Annotated in this window: 10 protein-coding genes; 6 read left to right on the top strand and 4 right to left on the bottom strand. The window is 35.8% G+C overall.

The genetic code is table 11. The annotated features are described in order from the left end of the window. Nucleotides 1–84: 84 nt before the first annotated feature. Nucleotides 85–1545, bottom strand: coding sequence for an aminoacyl-histidine dipeptidase (locus E0W68_RS11425; RefSeq protein ID WP_135219568.1), 1461 nt, complete (start codon nt 1543–1545; stop codon nt 85–87). A gap of 109 nt (nt 1546–1654) precedes the next feature. Between E0W68_RS11425 and E0W68_RS11420 the strand changes: the two genes are divergently transcribed. From E0W68_RS11420 to E0W68_RS11400, 5 genes are all read left to right on the top strand, one after another. Then, nucleotides 1655–2716, top strand: coding sequence for a DUF3810 domain-containing protein (locus tag E0W68_RS11420; protein ID WP_135219567.1), 1062 nt, complete (start codon nt 1655–1657; stop codon nt 2714–2716). A gap of 43 nt (nt 2717–2759) precedes the next feature. Then, on the top strand, nt 2760–3254 hold the full coding sequence (locus E0W68_RS11415; protein ID WP_135219566.1) for an RNA polymerase sigma factor: 495 nt from the start codon (nt 2760–2762) through the stop codon (nt 3252–3254). A gap of 8 nt (nt 3255–3262) precedes the next feature. Then, complete coding sequence (locus E0W68_RS11410; protein WP_135219565.1) at nt 3263–3904, top strand: hypothetical protein; 642 nt, start codon at nt 3263–3265, stop codon at nt 3902–3904. A gap of 11 nt (nt 3905–3915) precedes the next feature. Then, nucleotides 3916–4773, top strand: coding sequence for a TraB/GumN family protein (locus E0W68_RS11405; RefSeq protein WP_135219564.1), 858 nt, complete (start codon nt 3916–3918; stop codon nt 4771–4773). An 86-nt stretch (nt 4774–4859) separates the two neighbouring features. Beyond that, complete coding sequence (locus tag E0W68_RS11400; RefSeq protein WP_135219563.1) at nt 4860–6965, top strand: outer membrane beta-barrel family protein; 2106 nt, start codon at nt 4860–4862, stop codon at nt 6963–6965. A 61-nt stretch (nt 6966–7026) separates the two neighbouring features. Here E0W68_RS11400 and E0W68_RS11395 read toward each other — a convergent pair whose 3' ends face one another. Continuing rightward, nucleotides 7027–7830, bottom strand: coding sequence for a lysophospholipid acyltransferase family protein (locus tag E0W68_RS11395; RefSeq protein ID WP_135219562.1), 804 nt, complete (start codon nt 7828–7830; stop codon nt 7027–7029). Nucleotides 7831–7873: 43 nt separating this feature from the next. Further along, nucleotides 7874–8512 carry an NUDIX hydrolase gene (locus E0W68_RS11390; protein ID WP_135219561.1) on the bottom strand — a complete coding sequence of 213 codons (639 nt, stop codon included), beginning with the start codon at nt 8510–8512 and terminating at the stop codon, nt 7874–7876. 54 nt (nt 8513–8566) lie between these two features. Between E0W68_RS11390 and E0W68_RS11385 the strand changes: the two genes are divergently transcribed. After that, entirely contained in the window at nt 8567–9010 is a 444-nt protein-coding gene (locus E0W68_RS11385) for a DUF4268 domain-containing protein (RefSeq protein WP_135219560.1), read from the top strand. Between the two features lie 73 nt (nt 9011–9083). Here the strand turns inward: E0W68_RS11385 and E0W68_RS11380 are convergent, their stop codons facing one another. Continuing rightward, a complete protein-coding gene (locus E0W68_RS11380) occupies nt 9084–12332 on the bottom strand; it encodes a T9SS type B sorting domain-containing protein (protein ID WP_162845832.1) in 3249 nt (1082 codons plus the stop codon). Nucleotides 12333–12947 lie beyond the last annotated feature (615 nt).

Below are 12947 nucleotides of genomic sequence, written 5' to 3'. Positions count from 1 at the left end.
AAAAAACTCCATCATGTTGATGGAGTTTTTTTATATAATTTGAGATGCTTTCTTCGTCAGCATGACAAATAGTAACTGTATAAACTATTTTTTAGGAATATTCTCCAGTATTTCCAGTACAAATTTCCAGTATTTTTGTGCTGATGATATACTGGCTCTTTCGTCAGGGCTGTGCGCTCCTTTTATAGTAGGTCCGAAAGAAATCATATCCATGTCAGGGTAATGCGTGCCCAATATACCGCACTCAAGCCCTGCATGGCAAGCCACAACAGCAGGGGCTGTACCATTTTGTTTTATATAAATAGTTTTAAGCACTTCCAGTATCGGAGAATCTACGTTGGGTGTCCACCCCGGGTAAGTTCCTGAAAATGTAACCTCGCAACCAATAAGCTCAAATGCGGAACGCAAAGCATTGGCAAGGTCAAATTTAGAGCTTTCAAAAGAGGAACGGGTAAGACAACCTATGTGTATTTTACCTTCTTTAACAATAACACGGGCAATGTTATTGGATGTTTCTACCAAGTCTTCCATATCGGCACTCATGCGGTACACACCGTTATGAGCGGTATATAGCGCACGCACAAGTCCTTCCTGAACACCAAGCTCCATAACTTTGGCAGGAAGTTCAGCCTTTTCTATCAGTATTTCAAGATTAGGTTCGGTCGTTTTAAACTCGGTTTTAATATCGTTCACTATCTGCAACATATCAAAAACAAAAGCTTCATCAAATATCTCTGAAATGATAACTTTTGCAAAACTCTCACGAGGGATAGCATTACGAAGGCTACCGCCGTTAATCTCTGCTATCTGTAACCCAAAGTTCTCAAAACCGTCAAATAATAAACGGTTCATTATCTTATTAGCATTACCCAGCCCTTTATCAATATCCATCCCGGAGTGTCCTCCGTTAAGCCCTTTTACGGTAATGGTATATCCTACCGAGTTTTCGGGTACTTCTTCTTCATTATACTCACGTGCTGCGGTTACATCTACCCCACCGGCACAGCCTATATCAATTTCATCATCTTCCTCTGTATCAAGGTTTAAAAGTATTTCACCATCAAGCAATCCGCCTTTAAGCCCCATTGCACCTGTCATTCCCGTTTCTTCATCTATGGTAAATAATGCCTCGATAGCGGGATGCGGAATATTACTACTCTCTAATATTGCCATTATGGTAGCAACGCCCAATCCGTTATCTGCACCAAGCGTAGTGCCTTTTGCACGCACCCAGTCGCCATCTACATACATTTCGATACCCTGAGTATCAAAATCAAAATTAGTATCAGCATTTTTCTGGTGCACCATGTCAAGGTGGCTTTGCATTACTATGGTTTTCCTGTCTTCCATTCCCGGGGTAGCAGGTTTTTTAATAATAACATTACCTACTTCATCTATTACTACAGGCAGGTTTAGCTTTTCGCCAAAATCTTTCATAAAGGCTATTACACGCTCTTCTTTTTTAGAGGGACGCGGTACTGCATTAAGGTCGGCAAATTTATTCCAAAGTGCTTTTGGCTCAAGGTTTCTAATCGCTTCGTTCATGTATAGTGTTTTATTGTTTGTAGTTTTAAACCCTTTGTAATAACAATCGGTTTATTACGATACAAAAATACTACTTATATTTACAATCACTATTGATTTGACAACTCTGATGAAGAAAAAGAAAATATTAACCTTGTTTCTCGTGCTACAGGTTATAATTGTAAACATACTCTCGCTATTTCCTGATTTTGTAGAAGAATATTACAGTAACGGGCTTTACCCCTACATTGCAGCAACATCCAGAACGGTTTTTGGTGTTTTCAGTTTTTCTATAGGCGATATTATTTATGGCATTGTTATTATTTTAATAATCCGATGGCTTTGGCGAAAACGAAAAACATGGCGCAGGGAATGGAAAGCTAACCTGCTTACCATAGGCAGTGCCTTATCAGTATTTTACTTTTTATTCTATTTTTTATGGGCTGTGAATTACCACAGAGTACCCCTGAATGAGAAAATGGGTATTGATAAAAAATATACTCCTGAAGAATTAGTGGTTTTTACCAAAAAACTAATTGATAAGACCAATGCACTTCAACTGCAAATAACCCATAGCGACAGCCTGAAAGTTGTTAATCCCTATACTGCTGATGAAATTTATGCGCTTTCTGCTAACGGGTATGATGAACTGTCCAAACAATTTCCCTATTTCGATTTTAAAAGGGAGAGCCTTAAATCATCGTTGCTAAGTACACCACTGTCTTATATGGGTTTTGGCGGTTACCTCAACCCTTTTACTAATGAAGCACAGGTAAACTGTAACCTGCCCTTATATAACCTGCCTACTACATCCTGCCACGAAATGTCGCATCAGTTGGGTTATGCCTCGGAGAGCGAAGCAAATTTTATGGGTTTTATGGCATCGATATACAATAAGGATGTTTACTTTCAGTATTCCGGTTATTCGTTTGCCTTAAAGTACTGTCTGCGCAGCATTAAAAAAATAGATGAAAAACAGATGGAAAGCCTGTTACCGCTTATCAATAAAGGCGTAATACTTAATTTTGAAGAAACTGAACAGTTTAGCGAAAAATATCAATCTTTTATCGAAACCTTCTTTAAATATTTTTATGATAATTACCTCAAGCTAAACCACCAGAAAGATGGTATGGAAACCTACAGTAAGTTTGTGGGACTATTGGTAAATTATTACCACGATAAAAATTTATAAAAAACGGTTGTAACATTTTACAACTTTAGCACACTTATGCGGTATGGATTCAGTAATGGAGAAATCTTTTGTGCAGCTACTTCAGGAAAATCAAAACCTGATACACAAGATATGCAGGCTCTACACTAACAGTGAAGATGCTCACAAAGATCTTTTTCAGGAAATTACCATACAACTCTGGAAAGCCTATCCAAAATTCAGAGGCGAATCTAAATTTACCACTTGGGCCTACCGTGTGGGGCTTAATACCGCCATTACACTATACCGAAAGAAAAGCCGAACGGTAAACACAATAGAGTTTGACAACACACTGCACAAAATAAACCAGGAGGAGTATGATTATGAAGAGGAGGAACATTTAAAGTTATTGTACCAAGCCGTGCATCAGCTTAACGACATAGACAAGGCACTGGTATTTATGTATCTGGAGGATAAAGACTATGGCGAAATAGCCGAAACTCTGGGTATAAGCGAGGTAAACGCTAGAGTAAAAATGAACAGAATAAAAGGGAAACTGAAAAAAATATTAAATCCGTAAAAGGAACTATGGAACCATTAGATAAACTAAAAAACGACTGGAAGAAAAACGGAGGTAATTACCCCAAGTTCTCCGAACAGGAAATTTATGCTATGCTGCATAAACGCTCCTCTTCTATTGTAAAATGGATACTGGTTATCAGTATGCTCGAATTTGTATTCTGGCTTGTGCTTTCGTTCGTATTACGGGATAGTTCTCAAATGCAAAAAGTAAGTAATCTTCATGTAAGCTATATAACCTTACCTTTAGAAATTGCCAACTATGTAATTATATTATTCTTTGTAACTATATTTTACAGGAATTATAAAAAGATAAAAGTAACGGATAATGCACGAAAATTAATGCAGAATATACTCCGTACAAAAAAGGCGGTAACCCATTATATATTTGCAATCATTACCTATAATTTTATTGGAATGATGGTTGTTTTCATACTCTTCTTTATGTATGACCCAGAACTTATAAAAATGGTTCATGAATTTGAAGAAAAAGGTAATGTAGGATGGTTTTACCTTTTGTATATAGGTCTGGCATTAATAGCCACTGCCATTATATTACTGGTATATTGGTTTTTTTACAGACTCATTTACGGTCTGTTACTTAAACGCCTGAAAAGAAACTATGACGAATTGAAAAAACTTGATTTTTAATATATACCATCATGATCAAAAAAGCACTTACAGCCTTAGTGTTGTTTATAACAACGTTGGGCTTTTCGCAAAAAACAGAAAACAGCCTACTATGGAAGCTATCCGGTAACGGGCTTAGCAAACCCTCGTACCTGTATGGCACAATACACATAACCTGCGATGCTACATTAGATAAAAATGTACTTGCAGCACTTGATGCCACACAACAACTATATCTTGAGCTTGATATGAACGACCCTGCATTACAAGCAGAAATGATGGGTGGCATGATGATGAAAGACGGTAAAAAAATGAGCCAATTGGTAAACGAAGAAGATTTTGAGGCTGTAAACAAACTTTTAATGACAAACATAGGAGTTTCAGCAAAAATGCTTGATAATATTAAGCCCTCAATGGTTAGTATGATGCTGTTACCAAAAATGATTGACTGCCCCATGCAATCTGTAGAAGCTGAATTAATGAAAGTTACTGCGGAGCAGGGTGAAGAGGTATATGGGCTGGAAACAGTAGCTGCACAAATGGATGTGTTTGATGCTATACCTTATGAAGAACAAATGGAAGAGCTGGTAAAAACAGCTAAAGACAATATGGAAGCGGATAGAGAAAAGTATAAAAGGATGATAGCCCTATACAACAGTAAAGACCTGAACGCTATAATGGAATTTATGAAAGAAGAGGAAAACAAAATGTATGACGACCATAGCGATGTAATGCTTGACAACCGGAATAAAAACTGGATTGCCAAAATAGAGGAGGCTGCCAAAACAACGCCCACCTTTTTTGGTGTAGGTGCGGCACACCTACCGGGCGAAAATGGGGTTATAAACCTGTTGCGAAAACAAGGCTATAAAGTAGAAGCTGTAAAATAATTCTTATATTTATAGCTGTCCACAAAAATGCAGAAATAAATCTAAATAACATATTATTAATACTATTTAGCCCTAAAAATATTATAATGAAATTCTATTTTTCCGTTCTTTTATTAATCAGTTCGCTTACTCTATTTGCTCAGAATGAAACGACTAAAGATACTATTCAAGAAATGGAAACCGAACTGGATGTATTAGTACTGGAAAAAAAGAAAAAAGCTGTAGAACGTAAAGCTGACAGGACTATCTTCGATTTTTCTGAACAGGCATATTTAAACTCAGGGTCTTTACTTGAAGGACTTAAAAAGCTGCCCGGTCTTATCGTTTCTGATGTAGCAGGAATGTTATACCAAGGGAAACAATTACAGGTATATATGGACGGACGTCCGCTAAACATTTACTCTAATGAGCTAAATGCCTATTTAGAGGGTATGCCTGCCAACGCTATTGAAAAAGTAGAAGTCATTACGCATCCCGGCGCGGAGTTTCCTGCCACCTCTGGCGGAGCTATCATTAATATAATAACTTCTAAAAAGGCACAGAAATACTTAAGTGCTACCTACTCCAACGGGTATAGTTTTACAGATTATGACAAGTCGAGGCATAGATTTAACAACAGCCTTATGCTTAGTGCAGCCAACAAATGGTTTAGCTGGCAAATACAGGGTGGGCAAAGCTATACCGAAAGTTATAGTAAAAGCAATTTTTATGATAATGACATTGTACTTTCAGAAAATTATTCTGATAAAGTTAATCGGTTTTATTATGTAAAAAGCGGATTAAAATTTGATTTTAAAAAAGACCGCCTCCTGATTAATTATGATATTAATACAAATAACAACAGCTCGTATATTGAAGCCGGCGGTTTAGGCTTTGTTGCTGATGATAAGAGTAAATCGAAGTATTTTTACCACGATGTTACGCTTACGTATCAAAAACGTTTTGAAGATCCTTTTACAAAATTAGATTTCCGTTTTAATTTTAATGATAATAACAGTGACTTCGACTTAAATTCGAGAATTACCGACAATGCCATTTTAAATAATAACAGTAATCAAAATTTTTATCAGTTTACAACTGATTATTCGCAAGAAATAAACTTTTTAGAAAAAACCAAAATAAGCGCGGGGGCAATGGCTGACCTTCTTGATTTTGAAACCATCAGTTTTGACACAAAAAATTTAGATTATACCCGAAGTTCGCTGTCTGCCTATACCGAAGCGCAGGCAACCTACAAAAAATTTGAATTTATCGTGGGCGGACGATTGGAATCTTACGACATTAGCGGAGAAACCGATACTTCGGATTTAATCCCGTTTCGCCAAACCCGTTTTTTTCCCAACGGAACAGTGCAGTACAATATAATGCCGCAGGTTAATATAAATGCGAATTATAACAAGAAGATACGATTGCCCGATACCGGATCGTTAAACCCCAACAATACAAGTTATCAAAATCCTAATGTTGGCTTTTTTGGGAATCCGAATCTTGAACCTACCATCTACAATAATTATGAAGTCCAGTTCAATGCATTTGAGTATTTTTTCATAGGATATTCTGTTACCGATGCCAATAACCAAATCATCAACCGCATTATAAGCACTCCTGATGGGGCGGCGAGTATATCTGAAAATCTGGATGAAGTTACTATCCATAATTTCAACTTTGGGATACCTGTGCCTTATATGCTTTTTACAAAAGGCTTATCAGAAACTTTGAAGCTTGACTTTAATCCGGACGAGATTAATTTCCTGTACATTTATGCCGGAAATCAAAAACATGTAATCTCCGGAGTTGACACAAAAAGCGTTTGGAATATTAACTTGATGTCGCAACTTATTTTGCCTAAAAAAATAAAGTTTATAGCCAATTATAACACATCGAATACAGGAGGTAATTACTATTACTATATGGTAAAGCGACCGCTTTATCAGCAGCTTGACTTAACATTTTCGAGAAAATTTTTATCCGATAATTTATCTGTTTCCCTGTATGTAAATGACATCCTTAATACCAATAAACAAGAATTTGGTATTGTGGATACTGATTTACTTTACAATAATAAATATGATTCCCGTAGAGTGGGTTTCTCATTAAGTTATAAAATACCCTCTAAAAACAAATTGGTAAAAGAAGAAGCCAACATCTTAAGCAGGGATAAACAGCAGGAAGAAAATAAAATTGGTAATTAAAAAAGCGAGGCATGTGCCTCACTTTTTGTTTATTCTTTTTTACTTTACCAATAAGCCTTCATTAATAATCCCACTGTCGTTGTTTGTTCAGCTCTTCCTGTGCTTCAAGCACTTCGGCAGGAATCACTTTCAGGAAAGACGGGTGTTGCTCTATGGCATATTCTATTTTCTCGATAATGGCATCTATACTTTCATTATCATAATCTATTTCAAGCGGTTCTTTTATGATAAACGATTGTAGGATTCCTTTCTTTTTCATCCTAAGCCCTTTTTTATCAAAAGAACGGCGAAAACCGTCTATAACAATAGGCACTACTATAGGCTTATGTTGCTTAATAATATGTGCCGTTCCTTTCCTGATAGGCTTAAAAGGTTTGGTAGTCCCTTGCGGAAAAGTTATCACCCAGCCGTCTTCAAGGGCTATTCTTATATTCTCGGTATCATTGGGGTTTACCTCACGTTGTACCTCTTTACCTTTGGCACGCCAGGTACGCTCTACAGTAATAGCTCCGGCATAGGCAAGTATTCTGGGCAGGAGTCCGGATTTCATGGTTTCCTTAGCTGCCACATAATATATATTCAGCTTGGGTTGCCATATATAGCCAATATTTTTAATGTTGTCTTCACGCCCTTTAAGGCTGGCATTAAACACATGAAACATAGCGACTACATCGGCAAAATAGGTTTGATGATTGGATATAAATAATACGTTTGTATCCGGTAACGACCGTATAATTTCTGATCCCTCGATATTCAATTCATTAAACCCTCTGTATCGCCTGTGGGTAATAACGCCAAAAGAGCGTATCAGCCATTTTTTAAGGAAAAGTATATGTCCGAAAGGATTTCTTTTAAATAATCCCATTTTTAGTATTAAATCTGTACGCAAATTTACAAAAATCGTGCCTTTACAGCACGTTTTTTATAGTTTCTTTAAGTTCGCTCATTATCATAGCGGTAGCTCCCCACACAAAGTGCTGTTGTACTTTAAAACCGGGTACTTCAATATCCGAAGCATACGAGGTTTGCATTACAGTATTCATAACAATCGAATCGTCCAGAAATACCGTTAAAGGCAAGGCTATAATTTCGGCAACTTCTGTAGCATCAGGTTTAAAATTGGGAGTACTTGCTGCCAGTCCTAAAAATGGATATACTAAAAAGTTACTGGGCGGTATATAAATTTCGGAAAACGGCATAACAATTTCAATTTCAGAAGCAGTAACACCTATTTCCTCACAAGTTTCTCGTAACGCTGTAGCTTCAAGAGTCTCATCTTCAGGTTCTGCCTTTCCGCCGGGAAAAGAAATTTGTGCCGAATGGATGCCCGGATAAGTATTACGCTTTATTAATGCAAGATGCGTAAGATTGTTTTGAGGATAGAACAGCATCATTACGGCAGATTTTCTTGGATTTTTAGCAGTATAATATTCTTCCGATTGGGTAATAACCCTGCTGGGAGGAGCCATTTTGGTATGGGCTGCAACAGCCGGCAACTGTTCTTTTTGTATTTTTGGTATATATTTTATAAAATCAGAAAAATGCATCAGTAATAAATTACTGATAAAGATACTTTAAAAATTGCATAATAAAAACAACCTATGTTTAGCAAAGCAGAAGCACAACAGATAAAAAAAGAATTTTGGACAACATTTGCCGATACATATCCACGAAAGTGGCTTTTGTATGACACTCAAATAAAAGACGTGTCTTTTAAGTTTTATGTAGATAATAAAAAGGCAATGGTACTATTGGATATTGAGCCGAAGGAAGATGATAAACGTAAAATTTATTTTGAGAAAATAGAGTCGTTAAAGAATATATTGCTCGACGATTTTTTGCCTGATGCAATTTTAGAGCGTGATTATTATCTTGAAAACGGTAAAGCAATAAGTCGTATATGGGTACAAAAAACAGGGATTAGTCTATATAACAGAGCTTCATGGGATGATGTTTTTGATTTCTTTTACGAAAAAATGGATGCCTTTGAACGTTTCTTTTATGAATATGAAGATTATATAAGGGATCTTGAAATTAATACATAACAAAAAACCTCCCTTACATTACTTACAGAAAGGGAGGTTTTTATTTAAACACAATTAATATATAGGTCGTGCATTATCGAACCATAGAAAAATGCCCTTTGTATTCCCTGCCATCCTCGCGTGTTACTACAAACCAATAATCTGTAGAAGGTAAATTTGCTCCTTGCAGCGTACCGTCCCAACCATCGCTGGTAGCGTTTAAACCGGCTATAAGCTTACCGTAACGGTCATAAATGGCAACTTTAAAATTAGGTTCTACAAAAGCATATTTTATATACCATTTTTCGTTTACCCCATCTCCATTTGGCGTAAAGAATTTAGGGTAGTACATCAATACAACTTCTTTACTGTCTTCGCCGCATCCATAAATGTCTCTTACCATTACATTATAAATTCCTGTTTCTAAATTTTCAAAAACATTACTCTCCTGAAAATTCATTCCGTCAACAGAGTACTCATAATTACCATCTCCTTCAATATAAACAGTAATGGTATTTTCATCTTGAGTCCAGTCTGTTGTTTCTACCCTGACAATTTCAGGCTTTTCAGATACTCCTATTTCTATTTCGGTAAAGCCGTCGCACACTTCTGTTCCATAAGACTTTTCTACAATAACAGAGTAGATACCCGGTTCATCTACATAAATAGTTCTTGTAGTTTCTCCGGTAGACCATAAATAGCTGCTGTATCCTGAATTTGCTGTTAGTGCCAAGTCAATACCATCACATACGGTACCTGTGGTGGTAATTGCAGGCTCTTGATACTCTCCCGTAAACAATCGGAATGATGTTGTACTGTGACAAATATCTATTTCATTATGCACTAGCCTTACATATATTGTTTGTCCATTACTTATGTTAGTATAATATTCCGGTAAGGAGTTACTACCACTATCAGCATCCTGTTGGGTTAAATGATAAGTGATAGTGTACATAGCACTAAATAAAGGTCCCAATATCTGCTCATCCTGATCGGTCAGATGAAATTCATGATTTGTTATCATACCCGGCTCTGCACATACCAGCATATCATCAGGCTGATTGGCAGCGGCAATAGATGGCAGTTCTTGAAAATTAAACCACTGAGTTACTATATTGCCACAACCGTCCTCTACACTAAAAACATATACTGCAGGCTCTAAATCTTTAAATATATTACTCGTTCCGTTATCTATAAAAACAGGTATGCCATCTTTTTCAATAATTGTAAACGATACAGGATATCCCGTAGCTTCAAGATACACATCATTTGGCTCGCCCACACATGCCATAGTATAGGCACTACCTATAGAGAGCCCGTCATCATAACTAAACTGTCCCAGCTCGCCTATACAGATTGTGTTTTGAGCAGTACCGCTGCTAAACGTTTCAAACTTTTTAAGTATTCTGAATGTGCCTGTGTAGCCCAAATTATTTTTAATAGTACTATTAACAAGCTTTATACCTGTATCGCTGTCAGGCAAATTACCTTCAGTATAAGCAACACCCGTTTGCGGATGTATCCAGTTTCCTGTTTCGGTATCAAGTTTTTGCAACCAGTAGCTCCCTCCCTCATTACCATTGCTCTCATCGGTTACTTTTACAGAAAAAGAACCACAGTTAGGTATAAACTCAAAACTTTCCTCCAAAACAAGGTTATAACCTGCTATATAAACCTCCATATCATGCGTTATATCACAAACATCTGTGGTTTTAAATATGTAAAGACCTTGCGGAAGATTGCCCATATAAAACTTACCTGCTTCTATATTAAAACTTACATCATACGGAAGCGATTGTCCTAAACCTATAGGAGCGCTGGTTATAATTACTTCTGACAAATATCCGTTTCCGCTTCTTAAACGTACAGAGCCATAACCTGTGTCACACGAGGGTAAAGTAGCTTTATTAAAATCTTGTTCAACAAATGGCGGAACTTCTATTATCTCTTCCCTAAAGAAACCGCAATCATCAGTAAACTGAATGGTATAAAAGCCTACAGGCATGTTACTCAAAGCCAAAATACCTTGATTATTGATATTACCGGTCACGTTATGTGGCAATGGGTTATTATAATCAGAAGGAGCAGCTATTACAGTAGCCGTAGTAAGTTCAGAATCAATTACATTAATCCGTATCCTTCCAAATTCAGAAAAGCAACCATTATTCCTTGCTATAATATTAGGTTCCGGAATTTGTAATTCTATCATAATAGATTCAAACATAGTACGACCGCACTCATCCGTTACGCTCACTACATAATTACCAAACGGAATAGAATTTAAAGAATCACCAAACTCAACATGCCCATCTGTATAAGAACTATTAACAACAGGATTGAAACCATCAGGAAAACTCAAAAACTCAATAGTAAACGAATTATAAAATTTCGAGACATCAACTACCAAATATTTTTCCGCACAACTGGCATCACCCGTACTTAAAGATACATCAATATCGGGATTAACCACATTTTCAAGCTTTTCATAAACAGCATTACAATTATCCGTAACAGTCAGCTCATAACTATAAGAATTATTCGGATAACGGGGTACTACAGCAGATACTTCCAAAAAATCAGAAGGACCGCTGGCAAAAGTTTGATTAATAATTGTAGGATTACCCCCAATATCCATTGTATTCAAAGTATGACGAACCGTTACAGGATAGCCAATAACACCTGAAGTAGCAGAAATAATATTATTAACAGTGATAGAATCACATACTATTACAACCTCGTCCGGATAAGTAGTATCCGAAATAGCAAGCTCAGAGGCAGTAACTACTAAAGTATAAGTTCGAACTTTACCAATACCACAATCATTAAAGGCTCTAATATTATATGTACCGGAAGGCAAACCCGAAAAAACATTAGAGGTTTGCAAAGGACGAATTACCGGACCCGATATAATCTCATAAGCAGATGATATGCCCGAAGAAACGTTAACAATGATATCAGCACCGCCGGCGCAATTTTGGTATGCTGAGGAAACCGTAAAATTAAACGGAATAATATTTTCATTAATAGTAATCTGTTGCTGCTGAGAATTAGAAAGGTCTTCCAGAACCTGTATAGCCTCTACCCTATATGTCCCGGCAGATAAACCAGCTAAGTAAGTATCAACAGAAATAGAAACAGGATTTACAAGGTCGGGCAGTAAATATACCTTATAAATCATTTGCGACCCCGGAGTCAAATTAGTAGTAACAAAACTCAAAGTACCGTTACCCAAGCAAGTTTCATTAGTTTTAGTAACTTGCAAATCAAAATCAGCCAATTGCTGTGTCTGAGCTGATATAGTAAAACAAGATACTATGATCAGCAAAAATTTAAATAACTTCATATTCGTACATCCATTTTTAATTTTAATACCCTCCATCAAAAAATCTAAGTAAAGACTAATAAAAAGAGCTAAAAATCAACAACAAATATTAGAAACAAAAAAAGATAAAGCACTGAAAAACAAACATTTAACACTTACGCTTTATCGATGTTTTTTACATTATTCAAAAAATAAATACAGTTATAAAATTTTAATCATTGAAAATCAAATAATTAAGAAATATTTAACTAAAACAATCATTTAATGATTTAATAAAAAAATCTAATATTTATATATTAATTACATAAATTTAATAAAAAAAATGAATATAATTTAATAAAAATTAATTTAATTTAAATATACACAAATATAAAATTTGTTAAAAATTTACTGTAGTAAGAAAAGCTATTATAAAAAAAGTTAATATTTGTTAAAAATCACGTAAATCAAATCTCAAAAAAGTTTTAAAATACAGCTCAAAAAGTAAGAAGCCATATATTGTAAAAACAAAAAAATCCCCAGTTTATAAAATTCATTTAAAAAAAGGTTTAGTATTTGTTATAAACGAAAAAACCCTATCCTTATTGGATAGGGTTTTTAAAAGAAAGGCGACGACATACTCTCCCACAAAATGCA

Source organism: Flavobacterium salilacus subsp. salilacus (assembly GCF_004634195.1).
GTDB classification, from domain to species: domain Bacteria; phylum Bacteroidota; class Bacteroidia; order Flavobacteriales; family Flavobacteriaceae; genus Flavobacterium; species Flavobacterium salilacus.
The sequence above is the reverse complement of the archived record's forward strand: the minus strand, read 5'-3'. Positions and strand labels throughout refer to the sequence as shown.